Annotated in this window: 17 protein-coding genes; 3 read left to right on the top strand and 14 right to left on the bottom strand. The window is 42.6% G+C overall.

Features of this window, described 5'->3' with window-relative positions; translation table 11 throughout:
• Positions 1-11: 11 nt before the first annotated feature.
• Positions 12-734, top strand: a complete 723-nt coding sequence (locus C505_RS0118070) for a hypothetical protein (protein WP_018694042.1) — start codon at positions 12-14, stop codon at positions 732-734.
• A gap of 80 nt (positions 735-814) precedes the next feature.
• Here C505_RS0118070 and C505_RS0118065 read toward each other — a convergent pair whose 3' ends face one another.
• From C505_RS0118065 to glyA, 11 genes are all read right to left on the bottom strand, one after another.
• Positions 815-2,839 (bottom strand): ligand-binding sensor domain-containing diguanylate cyclase, encoded by a 2,025-nt coding sequence (locus C505_RS0118065; RefSeq protein WP_026318074.1) that lies wholly within the window; start codon positions 2,837-2,839, stop codon positions 815-817.
• A gap of 32 nt (positions 2,840-2,871) precedes the next feature.
• Positions 2,872-3,939 (bottom strand): ligand-binding sensor domain-containing protein, encoded by a 1,068-nt coding sequence (locus tag C505_RS0118060; protein WP_026318073.1) that lies wholly within the window; start codon positions 3,937-3,939, stop codon positions 2,872-2,874.
• Positions 3,940-3,971: 32 nt separating this feature from the next.
• Positions 3,972-4,454: a phosphatidylglycerophosphatase A family protein gene (locus C505_RS0118055; protein ID WP_018694041.1), complete on the bottom strand. Its 483-nt coding sequence runs from the start codon at positions 4,452-4,454 to the stop codon at positions 3,972-3,974.
• Between the two features lie 44 nt (positions 4,455-4,498).
• On the bottom strand, positions 4,499-5,464 hold the full coding sequence (gene thiL, locus C505_RS0118050; protein ID WP_018694040.1) for a thiamine-phosphate kinase: 966 nt from the start codon (positions 5,462-5,464) through the stop codon (positions 4,499-4,501).
• A gap of 14 nt (positions 5,465-5,478) precedes the next feature.
• Complete coding sequence (gene nusB / locus C505_RS0118045) at positions 5,479-5,895, bottom strand: transcription antitermination factor NusB (protein WP_018694039.1); 417 nt, start codon at positions 5,893-5,895, stop codon at positions 5,479-5,481.
• A 13-nt stretch (positions 5,896-5,908) separates the two neighbouring features.
• Positions 5,909-6,373 carry a 6,7-dimethyl-8-ribityllumazine synthase gene (gene ribH / locus C505_RS0118040; protein ID WP_018694038.1) on the bottom strand — a complete coding sequence of 155 codons (465 nt, stop codon included), beginning with the start codon at positions 6,371-6,373 and terminating at the stop codon, positions 5,909-5,911.
• Positions 6,374-6,522: 149 nt separating this feature from the next.
• Positions 6,523-7,632 (bottom strand): bifunctional 3,4-dihydroxy-2-butanone-4-phosphate synthase/GTP cyclohydrolase II, encoded by a 1,110-nt coding sequence (gene ribBA, locus C505_RS0118035; protein ID WP_018694037.1) that lies wholly within the window; start codon positions 7,630-7,632, stop codon positions 6,523-6,525.
• A gap of 13 nt (positions 7,633-7,645) precedes the next feature.
• Positions 7,646-8,302 (bottom strand): riboflavin synthase, encoded by a 657-nt coding sequence (locus C505_RS0118030; protein ID WP_018694036.1) that lies wholly within the window; start codon positions 8,300-8,302, stop codon positions 7,646-7,648.
• Complete coding sequence (gene ribD, locus C505_RS0118025; protein WP_018694035.1) at positions 8,283-9,413, bottom strand: bifunctional diaminohydroxyphosphoribosylaminopyrimidine deaminase/5-amino-6-(5-phosphoribosylamino)uracil reductase RibD; 1,131 nt, start codon at positions 9,411-9,413, stop codon at positions 8,283-8,285. Before ribD ends, C505_RS0118030 begins: the two co-directional genes overlap by 20 nt.
• Positions 9,414-9,431: 18 nt before the next feature.
• The gene (gene nrdR, locus C505_RS0118020; protein ID WP_018694034.1) at positions 9,432-9,893 is read right to left on the bottom strand and encodes a transcriptional regulator NrdR; all 462 of its coding nucleotides are present in this window, start codon (positions 9,891-9,893) and stop codon (positions 9,432-9,434) included.
• Positions 9,894-9,963: 70 nt separating this feature from the next.
• Positions 9,964-11,217, bottom strand: a complete 1,254-nt coding sequence (gene glyA / locus C505_RS0118015) for a serine hydroxymethyltransferase (protein WP_018694033.1) — start codon at positions 11,215-11,217, stop codon at positions 9,964-9,966.
• Positions 11,218-11,616: 399 nt separating this feature from the next.
• On the opposite strand from glyA, the gene ettA reads away from it, so the two are divergent.
• Positions 11,617-13,281, top strand: a complete 1,665-nt coding sequence (gene ettA, locus C505_RS0118010) for an energy-dependent translational throttle protein EttA (RefSeq protein ID WP_018694032.1) — start codon at positions 11,617-11,619, stop codon at positions 13,279-13,281.
• A 74-nt stretch (positions 13,282-13,355) separates the two neighbouring features.
• Here ettA and C505_RS0118005 read toward each other — a convergent pair whose 3' ends face one another.
• Positions 13,356-13,538: a XapX domain-containing protein gene (locus C505_RS0118005; protein ID WP_018694031.1), complete on the bottom strand. Its 183-nt coding sequence runs from the start codon at positions 13,536-13,538 to the stop codon at positions 13,356-13,358.
• A gap of 188 nt (positions 13,539-13,726) precedes the next feature.
• Here C505_RS0118005 and C505_RS0118000 point away from each other — a divergent pair, with 188 nt between their 5' ends.
• Complete coding sequence (locus tag C505_RS0118000) at positions 13,727-15,724, top strand: methyl-accepting chemotaxis protein (RefSeq protein WP_018694030.1); 1,998 nt, start codon at positions 13,727-13,729, stop codon at positions 15,722-15,724.
• Positions 15,725-15,785: 61 nt separating this feature from the next.
• Here C505_RS0118000 and C505_RS22880 read toward each other — a convergent pair whose 3' ends face one another.
• Together C505_RS22880 and C505_RS0117990 are read right to left on the bottom strand one after the other, a co-directional pair.
• Positions 15,786-17,063 (bottom strand): trypsin-like serine protease, encoded by a 1,278-nt coding sequence (locus C505_RS22880; RefSeq protein ID WP_018694029.1) that lies wholly within the window; start codon positions 17,061-17,063, stop codon positions 15,786-15,788.
• A 926-nt stretch (positions 17,064-17,989) separates the two neighbouring features.
• Positions 17,990-20,779: a TonB-dependent receptor domain-containing protein gene (locus tag C505_RS0117990; protein WP_018694027.1), complete on the bottom strand. Its 2,790-nt coding sequence runs from the start codon at positions 20,777-20,779 to the stop codon at positions 17,990-17,992.
• Positions 20,780-21,060: the final 281 nt, after the last annotated feature.

Below are 21,060 nucleotides of genomic sequence, written 5' to 3'. Positions count from 1 at the left end.
AGGAAAAAACGATGAGTACCGCTACATACCCCGAACCCCAGCCTCACAAAGATATCGAAGAAATTTTTCCAGATGTTTTCATTGTTCGTGGTTCAATGAGTATTCATAAATGGGTATGTATCAGTCGAGTCATGACTATCTTACGCCATGAGGATCAATTGCTCCTTATCAACCCGATCCGCCTCAATACAGAAGGTGAAGCCCAACTTTTAGAATTAGGTAAAATTACTCATGTATTTCGACTCGGCTATTTTCACGGAGTCGATGATGCATATTATGTCGAGCAATTTAAAGCAAAGTTTTGGTGTCAAAGTTCCAGCAATAAATATCCCAATCCATCACCAGATGTATTAATGGATGAAAGCACACCAATGCCATTTCCAGATATGTCACTCTTTGTTTTCGAAAATGCGAAGCATCCAGAAGCTGCCATTTTATATCAACATCATGGTGGATTACTTATTACTTGTGACAGCGTTCAGCATTATGACAATTGGGATGGATGCTCTATTTTTGCCAAGATCATCATGAAGTTAGCAGGATTTAGAAAATCAACATTAATCGGTCCAATGTGGCTCAAAGGCATGACACCTGAAGATGGGTCATTGGAAGAAGACTTTGATCGCCTCCTCCACTTAGAATTTAAACATTTGATTTCTGCACATGGGGATGTTTGCAGAGAAAAAGCACATTACAACCTAGAAGATGCCTTTGATCGTATTTATTCAGGTTAGCTATTTTATTTCAGACTTCCTCGCCTTGATTGAAAATAAGAGGGGTAGACCGGGTATTTCAATTCTATAGAAATGTTCCTCTACTCTTCTTCCGTTTCAACATTTTGATACTCTTCCATGCTCAAGTTTCTCAAATCAAACCAAGCCAAAGATGCAGACAGCAAGTTTTCGACTTCTGTTTCTATATTTTGTGTGTCCTCAAATTCGAATGCATCAACTTGCTCATCAAATCGCAACAATGCCCAAGAGTTTCCACCACTGCTTTTTGCATGGTACATGGCGATTTCGGCCAAATTGAGAGAGACTTCCCAGTTGATCAATCGACCACCAAGTAGTGGCATCGGATACAAACCAATCCCCATAGAACATGTGAGATCCATCACACGATCTTCAGGGATTTCAAAACGAGTCGACTGGATCCCACGGAAAAGTCCAGCAACAAAATCATGAACATGCTCCACTTTGATATCCCGCAGAACAATTAAAAACTCTTCCCCACTGATTCGTACGACATAGTCAGAGCCACGGACTTTAGTCGTTAAATAGGAAGAGAATTGTTGGATCACACTATCCCCAATCACATGACCAAACTCTTCATTGATACGGCGAAAATCATCCAAATCCATGTAAATCAAAGCAATGGTTTTACCTTGTGATTCCATCAATTCAATATTACGCTGGAAATGTTCCACATCCTTTGGTACTTGCTCGAAAAGATAACGCCGACTTCGAAGGCCCGTGAGTTCATCACTGTGGCTTTGTTGTTTGAGTTTCCCATTGGCTTCATTGAGCATTCGGTTGGTATGTTCCAATTCCTGTGTACGTTGTTGTACTAATTTTTCTAACGCTCGTTGCCTGAGGACATGACTGCGTCGATACAGCGCAATGATGAGATAGACCGCAAAAACCACCAAAAGCCCTAGCAATGCACGATAGATAATCGACTCTGTAAATTTTCTTGGAATGCGAATTTTAACTTTTGCTGTGATCAGTTCATCTTCTTCCGAAGCAGGGCTATTATCCCAAAACTCATAAGGCCGTTTGGCTTGAACAAGAAAGGTGTACATGCCCGCAGGTAAGTGGGTAAACATTGCCTTACGAATATCTTCTTCTGCCAGACGCCAGTCGTTATCTAGCCCTTTTAATTTATACCGAAATTCCAATTCTTCGTTCGTATAATTCACAGCAGTAAAACTCAGCTGAATATCTCTGGCATCCACAACCGACTGTATTATATTCTTTCTACCTGGAGTGACTTTGGTATTACCCAATACAACGGTTTCGATAATTGGTTGTAGCCGGGCTTCAACATCTTCAACCACTTCTTCGCCATTTGGGACAGCCATTACACCTTGTGAGCTTGGATAATACACCATCCCTTTGGACGCAATAACTTTCCCTAAGCCAAAACCTTCACAACAGTTTCCTTGTGGAGAACCAAGCTGGTGGTCAAAGGGTGTAATAATATTTTCAACTGCAACATTATCTGCATTTTCATTTCTCAATTGTGCGAGTGATAAACGGTAGATGCCTTTATTTGAACTTACCCAAAGCTGCTCTCTATCGCTATCTAAATGCAAACTTGCAATTGCACCGAGTGGTAATCCATCCGAGTAATCTTTTTGGATCCAGTGTTCTTTTTCGTTGCGAAAGAAAATACCATCATCGAGTGTCGCAATGATCAGTTCCTGTTCATTAAGCGGCAAGATCCAAGTAATATGAGCGGTATAAAGCGGTAACAAAGGCCCTAAACGCTGTGCCTGCGCTTGTGCATAATAATAAGCACCTCGGGTTGTTCCAACCCAGCCATTATCACCATCAGGAACATAGAACGTCATGTTTTTTGATTCGAAGTAGCGATCAAATGGGAATGTTCTCAATTTTCCATCTTTCCAGCGGAACATCCCCTGAAGAGTACCAAACCAAAGCTCTTGATCGTAAGAAACCACAATAAAATTAATTGGCATCTGATTAAGACGCTCAGTCCCAGGCAGACGCTTCCACTGATCAACCTCATAGACAAAAATACCAACATTCGTGGCTGCTACAATTCTTTTATCTTCCAAAAAAGTAAAGTGATTGACCCGATTGACCTTATATGGCATGGGTTTAATTTTCGAGAAACCTTTCACGTCGCTTAAGAAACCCAACTGATATCCAGCAGCCAACCAAAGCTTGCCTTGCGCATCTGTTGCAACACTACTGACTTTTTTTCCAGTACATCCTGTGGCATGATCCGAGCGACATTTCCCTCTTCTGCCCGGTAAAGTCCTTCGCCACTACTCGCCAGCCAAATCGCACCATCTTTTGCTTCAAGAATATCTAAAAACCAAGGTTTATGATCAAGATGCTCATCGTTAATATTTTCCCATTCATTCAATGGATTACGATAAGCAAGAATACCATCAGATGATACCCAAAGCGCACCACTTCTATCTTTATGGATCCGATAAACGGCTCTTCTTTCCCCAGGGATATCACCGCTCTCCTGGTTTCCTTTTTCACGAGTAAATTCATACAACCCAGACTCTGTCGCAATATAAAGGGTTTGTTCCTTATTGTTCCAGTACAAGTCATTCACGACGGTTCGAAAGGCATCTTCGAACAGTGGATATTTTTTCACTTCTGGTGTTTTGTTGTCTTGTTTAATAAAGAAGAGTTCTGTTGAGCTGGCTGCCCAAATCCCATCTTCGGTTTTTTCTAATTGACTGACGGGAGTTGTGACGGAAGTTAGGCGTGTGATTTTTTTATCTTGAACGGAAAATAAACCATTTGCAGCAACTAGAAAGCGACCTGGGGACATTTCGATCACATCCGTGACTTCACCAAAAATGTTTACTTTTTCAAAGGTCAGTGTTTCAGGGTTGAGGAGTGACAACCCACTTCTTGTTCCGATCCAGATCCTGCCGGAACTATCCAGATACAGTCGGTTGATTGCATTGCTTGCGAGGTTCTTCTGATTTCGTGTATTGAAGATTGTGAACTTCTTGCCATCAAAACGGTTTAAACCGGACAGGGTACCAACCCATAAGTAGCCATTTTTATCTTGAACGAGAGCACGTACAGCTTGTGAAGACAAGCCATCTTGGGAAGTCCAATGTTTGAGGTCGTAATCATGGACAGAACCATGAACTTGCACAGTGATTGTTAGTATTGCAGCACATACGAACCACCGGGCCATTGTTGCGATGCATCGCATAATCATAAAGCTGTATCTTATTACCTACAGTCAGTCTATCACAGCCAAGAACTCAGCATCAAAAGATGAACTGTGATTGCAGCAAAAATTCCTGCAATAACATCGTCTAACATGATCCCCAAACCACCGTGAACCTGCTTATCAAAATACGAAATTGGCCAAGGTTTCACAATGTCAAAAACACGAAAGGCGATAAATCCAACACATACTGTCGCTACAGACGGCGGCACAGCTATCATCGTGATAAGAAAACCAACGACTTCATCCCATACAATAGCAGGATGATCATGACAGCTCGCATCATTTGCAGCTTTTCCACAGATGTAAATCCCGGCTATTGCAAACAAAAATACCACTCCCAAGTATAGTGGGAGAGTCAGGAAGGAGAGAAAAAGAAAAATAGGAATCGCCGCTAATGTTCCAAAAGTTCCTGGTGCCTTGGGTGCAAGTCCAGATCCAAATCCTAATGCAAGGAAGTGAACAGGGTTACTCAATTGAAAACGTGATTTCGCTTCTAACATAATAATCCATAAAGCCTATTGCTGGCATGACGCATTTTAGCCCGCTACGAACGGGAGAAGTGCTCAAATCCCGTTAGATTCGCAATATATGGCACATCATCTTTCACAAGCTCAAGCGAAGAGCCACCTCTGATTTGTCCGATACATGTAGCATCAACACCGTATTGTGTCAGACTGACTTCCATCGCCCCTCTTTTATCTTCTGGGACTGTAAATAAGAGTTCATAGTCATCACCAGAACCCAAAGCCAATCGATAGGCATCTTCGATTGATACAGAATCGAGCAATGCTGTCGAGAGTGGTAATTTTCCAACATCAATTTGAGCACCAACTTCAGATGCTCGCAAAATGTGCTGGATATCAGAAATTAGCCCATCAGATAAGTCAATTGCAGAAGAAGCAAAGTTGCGAATTGCTTGGCCTGCTGCAACACGTGGTGTTGGGTAGTCTAATCGGGAAAGAATGTAGTTTTGGTGCTTCATCGGAATATCAAATTGTTGATTTCGATATCCGAGTGCCAATCCAGCATCTCCAATATAACCGGAGACAAAAACCCAATCTCCAGGTTTTGCATTGGAACGTAATAACGCTTTGTCTTTCGGTACGAGCCCTTTCGCACTGACAGTGACACTCAGTGGGCCTTGCGTCGTATCTCCGCCAATAACTTGCGCATTATAATATTCAGAGATTTCAAACAGGCCTTGCGAAAAGTCTTGAATCCATTGCTCATCAATACTTGGCAAAGTCAATGCAACAGACAACCAACCTGGCTCAGCACCCATTGCAGATAAATCTGACAGATTGACTGCAACTGCTTTATGCCCCAATGCTCGCGGATCGCAGTCAGGAAAAAAATGAACGCCGCTGACAAGCGTATCGGTTGTGACAACCAGCTGCATTCCTTCAGGAATATCCACCACTGCGGCGTCATCACCGATTCCTATCGCAACATCCTTTCTTTGGTTGCCTCTATATTTTAAATACCGTTCGATGAGCTCGAATTCTTTCATAGTACCTACTGAACTTAGGATTGTTCTCTGACGACTTTCACAACTTTGTCCAGTACACCATTGACGAAGCGGTGGCTATCATCAGCCGCAAATGACTTCGCGAGTTCAATCGCTTCATTAATTGAAACTTTCGATGGAACGTCATCACGGAATTTTAGTTCATAAGTTCCTAAACGTAACACTGCCTTCTCAATTAAATCGATTTCATCAAACGGACGTGCAACAAACGGAGATAAAATTTCATCAATTTGCTTCGTATTGACAGCAACACCACGCACCAAGTCCTGAAAGTAACTGACATCAATTTTACTGACGTCTTGTTCTAACAGATATTGATGTTCAACATCAGCAATTTGATGTCCCGTTACTTGCCAAGAATAAATTGCCTGAACCGCCAAACTACGGGCTTTACGACGAGCCGCTGGTTTCATTACACCTCCGAAATCAAATAAGCTCTAAAACATTAACCATTTCTAATGCGCTCAGTGCAGCTTCTGCACCTTTATTGCCAGCTTTTGTCCCTGCGCGCTCAACAGCTTGTTCAATTGTATCTGTTGTGATCACACCAAATGCAACTGGGGTATCATGCTCAAGCGCTACTTGCGCAAGGCCTTTATTACACTCACCTGCAACGAAGTCAAAATGTGGTGTTCCACCACGGATCACTGCGCCAATAGCAATAATAGCGTCAAAATCGCCTTTTTTTGCGACTTTTTGGGCTGCAAGAGGAAGCTCATAGGCACCTGGAACACGGATGACTGTGATGTTGTCATCTTGCACACTACCATGACGCTTCAGGGCATCAACAGCACCATCTAACAAGCTCTCAACAATAAAGCTATTGAAGCGAGAGACGACGATAGCAAACTTTTTATTTTCTGCTTGGAAATTTCCTTCGATCACATTCATTTTGTTGCAGCACCCTAAAATGGAAATAGCGCGGCATTCTATCACAAATTTTCAAAAACGCCGCTGTTTTTACTTTACGGATAAGTATGTTTATTTTTCATGCAGAATCGACAACTCAAAAACGTCTCTAAAATCGAAACGCCCTTCAGTTATTCACTAACATATTCGACAAGTTCAAGCCCAAAGCCTGATAGCGCATGATATTTTTTCGGTGTACTTAAAAGACGCATTTTTCTGACACCAAGGTCAGCCAGTATTTGAGAACCAACCCCAACATTTCGTGACGTTCCAGACCATTTTGCTCTTGGTTTCATTTCACCAGCATCTTGTGCAGAAAAGTCGGTGACTTTCTGAATTAGTTCGTCAGATGATTCCTGTTTCGCAAGAATGACCAAGACGCCACCTTCATTTGCAATGCGCTGCATTGCACGCGGTAGTGAATAACTGCGATCGACATCGCGTTCTGACATGAGGATATCGCTAAATGTGTTTTGTAGGTGGACACGAACAAGGGTTGGTTTTTCCGGATCAATCTCCCCTTTGGTCAGTGCAAAATGCACTTGTCCGTCGATCGTATCTTTAAATGTTGTTAGATTGAATTCTCCATACTCCGTCGGGAGGTGACAGTGCGCAATCCGTTCAATCGTTGTTTCATTCATATTGCGGTATTCGATCAAATCCGCAATCGTGCCAATTTTAATGCCATGCTTTTGAGCAAAAACTTCCAAATCTGGACGTCTCGCCATTGTGCCATCATCATTGAGGATCTCAACAATCACACTTGTCGGCTCAAGGCCAGCTAGCCGAGCCAAATCACAGCCAGCTTCTGTGTGTCCCGCACGTGTTAGTACACCACCTTCTTTGGCAACAATTGGAAAGATATGCCCCGGTTGAACAATATCAGCAGGTCTTGCGTCTTTTGCTACAGCAGCAAGCACCGTTTTTGCACGATCAGCTGCTGAAATCCCAGTCGTTACACCTTCTGCGGCCTCAATTGATACAGTAAAATTGGTTGAAAACTGTGAGTTATTACTATCGACCATGAGTGGTAAATTTAACTGGCGACTGCGTGCTTGCGTCATGGTTAAACAAATTAACCCCCGGCCATACGTTGCCATAAAATTGATTTTTTCCGGCGTCGTTAACTCTGCAGCCATGATGAGATCACCTTCATTTTCACGATCTTCATCATCCATCAGGATCACCATTTTGCCTTGGCGAATATCTTCAATGATTTCTTCTGGCGTATTCAAATTCATAATCTATTTCTCTTTAGGCAAATCCAGCTTTAGTCAAAGACTCTAGCGTGAGACCGGAAGGGTTATTCTCATCTTTTTGTGTGGATAACAACAGTCGCTCGAGGTATCTGGCAAGCACATCCACTTCAATATGAACAGATGTACCCACCTGATAATCTGAAATCATGGTTTCTTCCAAAGAGTGCGGCACCAACGTTAATTTAACTCTGTTTTCTTCAACAGCATTGATGGTCAGGCTTGTCCCATCGACAGTAATTGAACCTTTATAGGCAACATAACGGACCAGCTCTTTTGGAAGTTCCAGCCAATAATCTATGGCTCTGGAGAGTTTATTGATGGCAGATACTTTTGCAACACCATCAACATGACCACTGACAATATGACCCCCTAAACGGGATGTTGGCATGAGGGCTTTTTCAAGGTTTACTTTTTGGCCCGCTTTATAAATGCCAAAATTCGTCAGTCGGAGTGTTTCATTCGATACATCCGCAGTAAAGTGGTGTGCATCCATCTCAACAACCGTTAAACAAACGCCATTGGTTGCAATGCTATCCCCTAACTTGACATCCGACATGCTCATTTTTCCAGCACGCACTCTGATCCGCGCATCATCAGCGCCCATTTGAATTGACTCGATATGGCCAATTGCTTCAATGATCCCTGTGAACATAAATTGGTTCTGCCTCTATCTTTAAGTCTTGTCCAACCATCTGCCGTGTTTGAACAGAAAAACGTAAACACGTCGCTAAATCTGTCAGCTCCGGTAGCTGTATCATATCTTGAGCATGATCTCCCAAAATCACTGGGGCCTGATATAAAATAAACTGGTCAACGAGTTTGGATGCGAATAAAGCGCCTGCCAGAGCAGCCCCTGATTCAACCCAAAGGTGATTCAATTGCCTTGCTGAGAGTGTTTTCATTAACGCTTGAAGATCAACGTGCCCATCTTTTTCTTCAATGAGTACTTCTTCCACAAAGTGTGGCCAGTCGATTTGATTTTCAAGTCTTGTTCGAACAATGAGAATTGGTGATTCGGTTTGAAATAAGCGGAGGTCGGGTGTAAGACGGTGCTGCGTATCAATAATCACTCTGACAGGCTGGCGAACATCAAGCGCTTGTGGATATAAACCAGTTGGGAGTGCTTCGCTTCGGACAGTGAGCATGGCGTCATCTGCAATCACAGTTTGTGCCGTCGAGAGAATTCCGCAAGCCATCGCCCGGTGAACTTGCACATCTTTGCGCGCGTCTAAACCGGTGATCCATTGGCTTTTACCGTTCGAAAGCGCTACTTTACCATCTAGGCTGGTTGCCAATTTTACGGTGACCATCGGCCTCTGTTGCGCCATACGAAATAAGAAAGGCTGATTAAGTAAGCGAGCTTCTTCTTCCAATAAACCAACATCAACTTGAATCCCCGCTTTGCGTAACCGTTCAATACCTTTTCCATGCACATCAGGATTTGGATCCTGCATTGCAACAACAACACGATCAACACCCGCATCGATCAGAGCATTTGCACAAGGGGGAGTTCGTCCAAAATGAGAACAGGGCTCTAATGTGACATAGACCGTTGCACCAATTGTTCGTTCGCCAGCATCCTTCAGTGCATGAACTTCAGCATGCGGTGAGCCTGCTTGTTGGTGCCATCCGGCGCCCACAACGTGCTCGGACTGAACAATCACACACCCAACATTAGGATTTGGGCTTGTCGTAAAACGACCAAGCCTTGCCAGTTGTATGGCTTTTACCATCATTTGATGATCGATGGCAGAAAACTTCATTAGATTTGACCTCAATTATCAAACTGCGCCGCTGTCGCCCAGTTTTGCAATTTCTTCACCAAATTCTCGAATATCATCAAAGCTACGATAGACAGATGCAAATCGTACATAAGCCACTTTATCAATAGGCAACAACAACGCCATGATCATATTTCCAATTGTCTGACTGGGTACTTCTCTTTCTCCTTGCGCTCTAAGCTTACTCTTTACCTCTTGGATCAATTGCTCAATTTGCTCGGTACTGACAGGACGCTTCTCCAAAGCTCTTGAAAGACCTCGCTGGATTTTTTGTTCATCAAATGCCTGTCTCGAACCATCTTGCTTAATCACACGGGGCATCACCAACTCAACCTGTTCAAAAGTATTAAAGCGTTCATGACAAACAGAACATGCCCGACGTCGGCGGACTTGTGTTCCCCCTGCGCCTAAACGCGAGTCAATTACTTTGGTATCCTGAGCTTGGCAAAATGGACAATACATAACCGTCCTCGTATATTACTTACTTCCTGAAAAAATGGCCGCGGAAGCGGCCAGTCAGTATTGATCTTTGTTATTTGTACACTGGGAATCTTGCACACAGTGCTTTGACTTTATCCTTTGTTTCTTGGATTAACGATTCATTTTGAATATCATCCAGAACATCGCAAATGTAGTGTGTGAGTTCCGTTGTTTCCGCTTCTTTAAATCCGCGGCGTGTGATCGCTGGTGTACCAAGACGCAGACCTGAGGTGACAAATGGTGAACGTGGATCATTTGGAACCGAGTTCTTGTTTACTGTGATATTTGCACGGCCAAGCGCTGCATCTGCCTCTTTACCTGTAATATCTTTATCAATCAGATCCACAAGAAATAGGTGGTTTTCTGTACCATTTGAGACAATATTGTAGCCCCGCTCCTGCATAATCTTTACCATCAACTTGGCATTGTCTAAAACCTGCTGCTGATAAAGTTTAAACTCAGGCTGAAGCGCTTCTCTAAATGCAACGGCTTTTGCTGCAATGACATGCATAAGTGGGCCACCTTGACCACCTGGGAAAACGGCCGAGTTGAGCTTTTTCTCAATTTCCTCATTCGCCTTTGCCAAGATCAAACCACTGCGAGGGCCAGCAAGCGTTTTGTGAGTTGTTGTCGTGACAACATCTGCATATGGGAGAGGGTTTGGATATAAACCAGCTGCTACTAAACCTGCAACATGTGCCATATCTACAAGTAAGTAAGCACCTACTTTATCCGCAATTTCACGAAAACGTTTCCAGTCAACAATACCAGAATAAGCAGAGAAGCCCGCAATGATCATTTTTGGTTGATGTTCTTCAGCTAATGCTTCAACTTGCTCGTAATCAATCTGGCCTGTTTCTTCATTCAAACCATATTGAATCGCATTATAGTGCTTACCGGAAAAGTTGACGTGTGAACCATGCGTCAAGTGTCCACCGTGAGCCAGACTCATACCAAGAACAGTATCTCCTGGGCTAACTAAAGCCTGAAAAGCTGCTGAGTTTGCTTGAGAACCCGAGTGCGGCTGAACATTCGCGTAATCAGCACCAAATAGCTCTTTTGCACGCTCAATTGCGAGTTGTTCTGCCACATCAACATACTCACAACCACCGTAATAACGCTTCCCAGGATAGCCTTCTGCATATTTGTTATTTAATACAGAGCCTTGAACATCCAGGACACGTTGGCTTGCATAGTTTTCTGACGCAATCAGCTCAATATGTTCTTCTTGTCTTTTTTCTTCGTGTTGAATTGCTTGTGCGATTTCAGGATCGAAGTCCGAGAGACTCATAGAGTGATCTAACATTATTACTCCTTCGACATTTCTGACGATGTAGGGTGGGTTGATTTTCTATCCAATATTGAACAGGACGAATATCTGTAGATTGGAGATTATTCTACTCATTTTTTATTGGGGCTGCCTTAAAAAAATGACGATTGTTTCCGATTTTTTTTTCGAAAACAGCCTGAAACGAATAGAAATTGGGCAGTGAATAATTGGCCCTCATACAAAGGGCCGAGGAGCATGAATGAATGGAAGAGAGTGATGTCGAGAAGAGTTCAGTCTAGATTCAATTATTTATCTGTGCTGTGATTCTATATTTTGACTTAATTTTCATAAATGAGTCGTTTATGTCGATGCAACTCACATGAACATCAGATAAAATACCCCCCATTCAATACAAATCTCTTTATAAAATTTCACATGGCACAATATATCTATACGATGTCACGGGTGAGCAAAGTTGTTCCCCCTAAAAAAACAATCCTCAAAGATATTTCTCTTTCCTTTTTCCCTGGCGCAAAAATTGGTGTCCTCGGCTTAAATGGCGCAGGTAAATCAACATTGCTGCGCATCATGGCTGGTATCGATAAAGAAATTGATGGTGAAGCAAGACCACAGCCAGGTATTAACATCGGCTACTTACCTCAGGAGCCACAGTTAGACCTGGATAAGACCGTTCGCGAAGTTGTTGAAGAAGCCCTTGCTGATGTCAAGCAAGCTTTAGAGCGCCTTGATGCTGTGTATGCAGCCTATGCTGATGAAAATGCAGACTTTGATGCACTTGCAAAAGAGCAAGGCGAACTGGAAGCAATCATCCAAGCAAAAGACGGTCATAATTTCGAACAAATTCTTGAGCGCGCAGCCGATGCACTTCGCCTACCAGAGTGGGATGCTAAGATTGAAGTCTTATCGGGTGGTGAGCGCCGCCGTGTCGCCATCTGTCGTTTACTGCTTGAAAAGCCGGACATGCTCCTGCTCGACGAACCAACAAACCATTTGGATGCTGAGTCGGTTGCATGGTTAGAGCGATTCCTTCATGAATACACAGGTACTGTTGTGGCTATTACCCACGACCGTTATTTCCTCGATAATGCAGCCGGCTGGATTTTAGAGCTGGACCGTGGTTATGGCATTCCGTGGGAAGGAAACTACTCATCTTGGCTTGAGCAAAAAGAACAACGTCTTGAGCAAGAAGAGAAGTCAGAAAAAGCACGCCAACGCTCAATCAAACAAGAGCTTGAGTGGGTTCGTAGCAATGCCAAAGGTCGTCAGGCAAAAAGTAAAGCTCGTATGGCACGGTTTGAAGAGCTGAATAGCCAAGATTACCAAAAACGCAACGAAACCAATGAGCTTTACATCCCAGTTGGCACACGTCTTGGTGATAAAGTACTTGATGTAAAGAACATCACGAAATCATACGGCGATCGTGTTTTAATTGATGACTTAAGCTTTAGTGTTCCCAAAGGTGCAATTGTCGGGATCATCGGTGCAAACGGTGCAGGTAAATCAACTCTTTTCAGAATGATTTCTGGGTCTGAAACACCTGATAGTGGCTCTATAGAACTAGGCGAAACGGTTCAGTTAGCAACAGTCGATCAGTTCCGTGATGAAATGAACGGTAATAACACCGTATGGCAAGAAATCTCTGACGGTCAGGATATCATCAAGATTGGTAACTTCGAAGTACAAAGCCGTGCTTATGTTGGTCGCTTCAACTTCCGTGGTAACGATCAGCAAAAGTTCATTAAGGACCTTTCTGGTGGTGAAAGAAATCGGGTTCACCTTGCAAAGCTCCTTCGAGCTGGCGGTAACCTTCTCCTTCTGGATGAGCCAACCAATGATTTGGACGTTGAAACACTCCGTGCGCTTGAAAATGCACTCTTAGAGTTCCCTGGTTGTGCTTTGGTTATCTCGCACGATCGCTGGTTCCTTGACAGAATCGCGACGCATATTCTGGATTACCGTGATGAAGGCCAAGTCAACTTCTTTGAAGGAAACTACACCGAGTACGAAGCCTGGTTAAAGCAAACAATCGGTGCCGCTGCCGAGCCACATCGAATCAAGTACAAAAAAATCAGTACATAGTCATTTATCCACCATCACCTCTGGAGGTGATGGCATCTTTAAAATTCAATCTGGGAGTACATTGTATTCCCAGTTTATCCCCCCCCAACACTACTAAAATACCGCGCCAAAAAAATAAAGATCTGCCCCCCAAGATAGATCCCAACGACGCCTGCGACCCCCGCTAAAACCGGTGGTGCTGGTAAAGGTAGTTTAAAAAAAGAAAAAACAATTCCAATGACAATACCTGTCACCAGACTAAGTATCAGCTCAACCATACTTGACCCTGTTCAATACTGTTGACTATTTGTAGTTTTTTTCATCATATTTCATCGATTAATCGTAGAAAATTGAATGAAATTCGCGTAAATTCCTCATCCTTTAGTTTTTAACTCATACCAATGTATCGGTTAAGGCAATTAGATTAACACACATTTGTGTCACTCCCTGAAAAGAAGTAAGTACGATGCCCCAACTCACAATTGTACAGAAAGTACTCTTTGGCTTTCTTATTTTAGTGCTCCTGATCATCACAACAGGAATTTTATCCTATCTGCAGCTTGATCGAATCAAAGATGATTTGAATTTCATGTCAGAAGATATCCAACACATGCAAAGCCAAAGCGCAGAAGCGGCATTATTACTGCTCAACAGTAATAAATTTCTGATGCAACATGAAAACGAACTTCGACTCAATGTCTTACCGGAAATCCAAAAAAGCTACCAAAGCACGCACAGTCGTTACCTCGCAAAAATAAAAGCACTTCGACAAACGCTAAAAGCTTTTCCTGAACTCGCAAAACAACTTTCCGATATCGAACAAAAAACGACAAGTATTTTTTATCAGTCAAAAACGGCACTCTCGCAACGCCGCAAGTGGGTCGATGTGAAAGATATCGCTGTCCAACGTTCTGTAAAGCTCTCTGAAGATTGGGAGTTTTTCGCTGACGATCTAAACAGTATTGCCGATGATACAGACAACATTAAGTTAGAATGGGAAGCTAAGTTTATTCGACAAAATGGTGAAGCATTGATCCTGTCCGTTGATGATATGCTGAAGCAAAATAACTTGGATATCGTGAAAGACACCCAAGAAAAAAGCCAAGAATTGCTATTCCAACTTGTGGACAAACTTGGAAAAATGAAGCGGATGAATGCAAATGCTTATGCATCTGTAGAGCCTTACATTCAGATTCTGGAAACTGAAATCAATCAACCAAATGGACTCGTACCCAGTTATGTCCAGAAAATTCAGCTCGCAGAAGAAAATCAAGCTCGCTTGAGTCAAATATCCGAAGAGTTGAACGACGTTCTGGAAAAGTTCTCGGTATTGCGATTGCAAATTAGTAAGCTCAGTAAGCAAGCCAACCAACATGCCCATGACACTGTTTTCATGACAATCCAAACGATTGGTGTTGCTATCCTGATTTCATTATTTGCAGCTGCGATCATTGGATTACGTGTGAAGTCAGGGATTGTCAGACCACTTCAAGACATTAACACTGTCCTCAAAGAAATTGAACAAGGCAACCTCACCAAAGAGCTATCCATCAAAGGAAAAGATGAATTTGCGATGCTAGCGAGATCGGTCAACCAATTAGTTCATCGCCTTCGAGATACGCTTATTCATATCATTTCTCTCGCTGAAGATGTCAGCAAAGCAGCCCAATCAGGCCAGGATATGAGTCACCAAACGAATGAAGATATTCAACGTCAATGTGATCATACGACGTCAATGTCAAGTGCTGTCACAGAAATGGAAGCGGCCATTCAGGAAGTAGCGAATAATGCGGTCAGTGCCCAGCATCGGGTTGATGAAATCAATACTCACATTGGCGAGAGCAAATCACTGATCGAAAAGAATGTGCAAGAAATTGGCAACCTCGAATCAAACGTCCAAAATACTGCAGCAGTGATTGAAACCCTATATCAAGACTCGGAGCGCGTTGGACGAATTTTAGAAGTGATCCAAGGTATTGCAGAACAAACAAATCTGCTTGCATTAAACGCAGCAATTGAAGCCGCCCGAGCAGGGGTTCATGGACGAGGGTTTGCGGTTGTTGCGGATGAGGTTCGTGCTTTAGCTAACAAAACTCATGACTCCACAAATGAGATCCAGGCGCTACTGACTACACTACAAACTGGCGCTAAAAAAGCGGTTGAATATATGCGGGTGAGTCGTGAGCGAACCGAAAACTGTGCGAGTAATTCAAAAGTAATCGATAGCGCAATTCAGGTAATTGTCGAAGATATCGAAGAAATTTCTTCGATGAGCACGCAGATTGCAGCCGCAGCTGAAGAACAAACAACCGTCGCACAAAGTATCGCCATAGACTTGACGCAAGTCTCCGATATGGCCAGCGCTGTATCACAACAAGCACAAGATGCTTATCGATCTGCACAAGGAATTTCGACCCAAGCTGAAGCACAGCATGAAGTCGTGAATCAATTTAAAGTCAGCTAGTTTAATTCAGGCCGAATAGTCACAACGCGGGGCATTTGCCCCGCATATTTCCTTGATATTATTATTGTTTCCATCCTCTGTTACCACACGACCCAAGGTTTCTCCAGACATTACTATATATCAGTGGATCTGCTGAAAACGAAAATTCCATTGCTTCAAATTGATACCCCATCCATATGATGCGATCACCAGCATAGTAATACGTCCTGAAATCCCACGTCGGTAAATTGCCACAGCCCGGTGTACCAGAGTCACCCACTTCAACTGTTTTTGATGATGTTCCAACTTTTCCATCATCTCCAGTCACCTTTAGCGACACCGTATAAGAACCATTTTGGCGATACGTGTGCTGTGGTGAACCTTCAGAAGAACGATTCCCGTCACCGAAATCCCATTCACTTCGAACAATACCACCGTCATCACGAGATTCGTTATTGAATGAAATTGTCATGCCAGAGACTGAATAACTAAAGTCAGCCACTGGCCCACTCCCAGGATTTCCGCCACCATCACCAATCCCTGTTTTTTGCTTAATCCAATCGACGTAGCTACTGACTCGCGTAAATGCCGTAGCTCCCTGACAGTTAATGCCCCAGCTCACAATACCAAAGTTATAGTATGTGCCATTTATATTGGCGGCATAAGGTCCACCACTATCCCCATTACAAGCGGATACACCACCTTCTCCACCACCGCAAATGACAGAGCTAGGAATATTGAAGTTCAACCTTTGGCTACAGCTACTATTCGAAATCACAGGTAAATTCACTTCTCGCAGAACGTCACTTTGTTGACCTCTATGGTACGTCAATCCCCATCCAGATACAGTCACAGCATCACCAATACCTGCGTATTGCTGCTCAATCGTCGCAGTTGGCAGTTTTGCTGGTTGATATTGGCTGCTGGCAGGAGACGAGAGCTTCAACAAACCAATATCATAACCCGAACGAATATTATTCGCGCCATACCAGTTCTCATGCACAATGATCTGACTGACCTGAATCGTCTGGCCATCATTTCGACTCAGGCTATGTGCTCCAACACGCACAGACATGGCACTTGGGTAGGCATTATCCAAACAGTGCGCCGCTGTTAACACCCAATTCGGACTGATTAAAGTGCCGCCGCATCCTTGACGACCATTCATCAATAATGCGACTTGATAAGGTCTGGAGTAGGGTATGGCTTCTTTCCCACCTACGATTTCCGCCTGATAGTCATCTTCCATTGCTTCAGTAAATGGAATAAAGCTAGACAACATCACTGATGTGATCGCAACAGGTAATGCCTGCCACAAAACGGCATCACGAGTAAATAGTGCTTGTTTTGTTGTTTTCATTTTATTTTTCCTTGTTATTGGTTGGAGCAAGCTCCGGGGCAATTACCCAATGTGATCTTCCTGCTTCCGGAAGCATGGCCTTTTGGCTCTTTCTCACAAAGGATAAAAAGTCTTTTTTGCTGGGATTTTTATTGAATGAAGAAACAATGCTCTTCAAAAGCTGTATTTGAGCAGTGCAATAGATGTAAGCGCAGTATGATTCATGAAGAGCGCTCAGAAGCAACAGGCCTTTTGGGAGAAGAAGAGATAACCATATGTTCCTAAATAATATTTTTTATCTAAGATGAATGGTAAAGGAAAGTTCCCACCTGATTTGCCATCAATTAGCCCACAGCACGAAATATAGACAATAAAGAAAAAAAGTCCGTAAGAAAACAGTAAAAATATAAAATAGTCGATTGTTTTATATACAAAAAAGTATGGTAAACGTCCATATAAATTTACAGTTCTTTTTTCTGTTTATACCCTTTAAGAATGAATATAACTGAGAGCTTGCAGGTTAGATAAAGTTGACAGCTTGCTTCTTATCGTGATTTTTTATCTGTCAGAATCTGGCCATCGCAACATCAGATAACACTCAATCGATAATGAACACATAAGTGGCTGCTGTTTTCCGACGCCATTTATCAAACACGGAAGACTCTCTGCCTTCCCTTCACATCAATCACGATCTTACATTTTGAGTGAAAGTTTCATGACCAAATCAGAAATTCAAAAAAGAATATTAAATAAAATTTGGGGGAATAGTTAAAATTTATGGTTTTTTCGTGGGTAAGTGATTTAAATCGAATGATCGAACAAGTCTAATTCAACACTGAAAAATATTAGCCAATAAAAATATTCTCAATGACTAAAAAAATACCAGTCAGCAATACTGACTGGTATTTGATTTGTTTTTCAATATTCTCATTGATTTCGATAAGCTGTTAGAACTTTTGTGTTACACGGAAGAACATAGAACGACCGAGAACACGATATGCTGAAGAGTCGGTATCATTTGTATTCAATGGATTATATGGTGGCTCCTTGTTAAATAGGTTCGTTAAACCAAATGAAGCCGTCGTCCCTGTCTGGAAACTATAATCAGCTGAGATATCATGATAAACAAATGAGCCGATCGTAAAGAAGTCTTTATCTTCTGGCTCTCCATCAACCGCATCTAACCCACTCAGGTATTCTATTTTGTAGTTAATCGTTAAATCTTCATAGAACCAGCCAAAGCCAAGAATCGCTTTATCCTGAATATAAGACTCATCACCATAGGAGTTGTAGTACCCTCCCGTGACCTCAACAATTTTACTACCAGGTTCATTACGCTGCTCACGTTTAAGCAAATGAGTCCAAGATAGTGATGTTTTCCATTCACCGACTGAAGTCTCGAAGGCGTATTTCAACTCTAAATCAACACCTTTGACATTGATTTCACCCAAATTATCCATTTTGTTATCAATATCAATCACTTCACCAAATGGGTCTCTCTTTATCAGGTCACAAAAGCTTTGGTCACCTTCTTTATAGCATTTATCAAGAATGGCTGGCGCTTGACGTCTAGCAATTGCTTTTTCAAGTTCAATTTGCCAATAGTCTAACGTCACTGATAGCCCTTCTAAGAAGTCTGGAGACCAAGCTGCACCGATGGTCAGTGTGTCGCCTTCTTCAGGATCAAGGTTAATATTTCCAGCCCATGTTTCTGTTAGCTGTCGGTTCGCTTGTTCATGATCAAAGGGGACACCTTGTGCGATACAAATATCTTTTCGAATTGTCGAATCTTTTTGGATTTCACTTGCGTTACAAGGATCGGTTGCTGTTGGATTACTGACAACGGTACCAACTAGCTCATCAACATTTGGTGCTCTAAATACTTCACCAAGTGTTGCTCTGAGTAATAAACCATCCATTGGCTGGAACTTCAGTCCTAGCTGGTGGGAGACATTACTGCCAAATGTATTAAAGTCATCGTATCTCAACCCGAGGTTTGCATCAAAACGCATATCATCTTGATCGAGTAACGGTATAGCAATTTCAGTCATTAATGAGTTAACTTTATACCCACCAACACCATTCGTCGCTTTGGTACCCGTAACAGTTCCATGTTGCTTACCTGAGTCATAATAGACCGCACGTTCTTCCTTACGATATTCATAACCAAAAGCAACTCCAATCGAACCTGCTGGCATAATATCATGCAGCTCTCCCATAATTGTCCCTGAGAAATGGTCCATTTCATCTTCATAGACATCGACAAGCGTTGCCTTGACATACTTCAGCATTTCCTGACTGATATTCCCTGCACCAAACATGTTAATTGGCACACAACCTTTAATCACCTTATCTGGCGTACCACAAAGGATATTTCCTTTATCATCCTGGAAAGATGGCCCCATAGCATTTGCCAAGCGCTCTCCAGAGAATTGCCCGAAGTCTTTTGAATGTTCAGTTCGATACGCTTTGTTATAGAAAAACTCCCAAGACCAAGAGTCGTTGATTTCACCTTCCAGGGTAGCAACTGCTTGGGTCATAGAGCTGTTTTGAATATATCGTCTTTCATCCTCAACAATCCGCCGATTAACACTCAGAACATTTGCTCGCTTGCCATTTACACGGAATGGGTTATAGAAATTATCTTTAGAGATACCATCGACGACTGAAGTCGTCCCATCAGGGTTTGTGATTGTAATCTTATAACCAGGATCGGATGGAGTGGTGAATGGAGTTGGTGCTAATAGCTGCTCTGATTTACGGTTACTATGGCGAATCATTGTTTTAAAACGGATTTCATCGTTAATATCAAACCCGGAATTTACCCATAGATTTAGCTTTTCATAAGGGGTTTGCATGTAATTGACGGGTTGATAATTATATCGATTATCACTGGCAAGAGGAATGATATTGCCATCATCATCCAACGTTTGACTTCCATCCATTCCCTCAACGACGAAATTGCCATTTGGAATTCGGGAACTTCCTCCACGAGTGACAGATACACCTTCAACAAAGCCAAATTGACGATATTTCGCATAATCTTTCATCCAGAAAGGCGCTTGAAGTATTTTCCAGGGGAGATCCCGGTTAAAGACTTCTTCTTGTTCAACATACTCGGCACCAAAGTTGGTATACCCATTATCCCAAGCTCGGCCAAACACTGCTGAGTAAGTGTGTTGATTGCCGCCTTCATCAGCTTCAAGTGCATTGTTGTGCTGATAAGTTAGTTCAACGCCTTCAAAGTCTTTTCGGGTAATAATATTCACAACCCCAGCCACTGCATCTGCGCCATAAATCGCAGAAGCACCGTCTTTTAGAATTTCAACACGCTTGATCATCGCCGCAGGAATGGTCTGGAAGTCGTTCGTGACAACACGCTTTCCATCAATCAGGATAAGTGTTCTTTTTTCATCCATTCCACGAAGACTGACGAATACACCACCGTTACCACCATTATTGGTTGTTGTACCAATTGGGGAGCCTGACATTGCAGGTAAGCTTTGGATCAGGTCACCAATATCCGTAATTCCTGAAGATTTGATGAGATCCTGACCAATCACCGTGACAGGGTTTGCCCCTTCGATGTCAGTTTGTTTGATACGGGACCCTGTAACTTCTATCCGCTCTACATCTTCTTCCGCGGCGTGTGTTACAGGTGTTAGTGCTGCTGTCGATGCAGCACCGAAGGTTAATGCCAAGCGCACGGCATTAACCGCATTTTTTGTTCTAATCATTTTTAGTTTTCTCCCTGGACCACTTCATGTGACTCTTTTGTGCTTTGAACTCACAGTTAAATAAGTTCTCGTTAGCAATGGGATATTATGTATCCCCACAAGTATTATTAGCGCAGTTATTTCATAATAACTTCATATCACAAAAATGGTCAACAAACTGGTTATCAAATCAGCAGCACAGAGCGCAATTTACTTATTAAATAAACATTTTTTGAAAACAAAAAACAAAAAAGCTCTAATTAAACCATTTTATTAACGACTAATCTCACATAACAAAAAAG

It is taken from the genome of Algicola sagamiensis DSM 14643 (assembly GCF_000374485.1).
In the GTDB taxonomy this organism is placed as follows: Bacteria; Pseudomonadota; Gammaproteobacteria; order Enterobacterales; family Alteromonadaceae; genus Algicola; species Algicola sagamiensis.
Note: the sequence above shows the minus strand (reverse complement) of the source record. Positions and strands in the feature narration are given on the sequence as shown.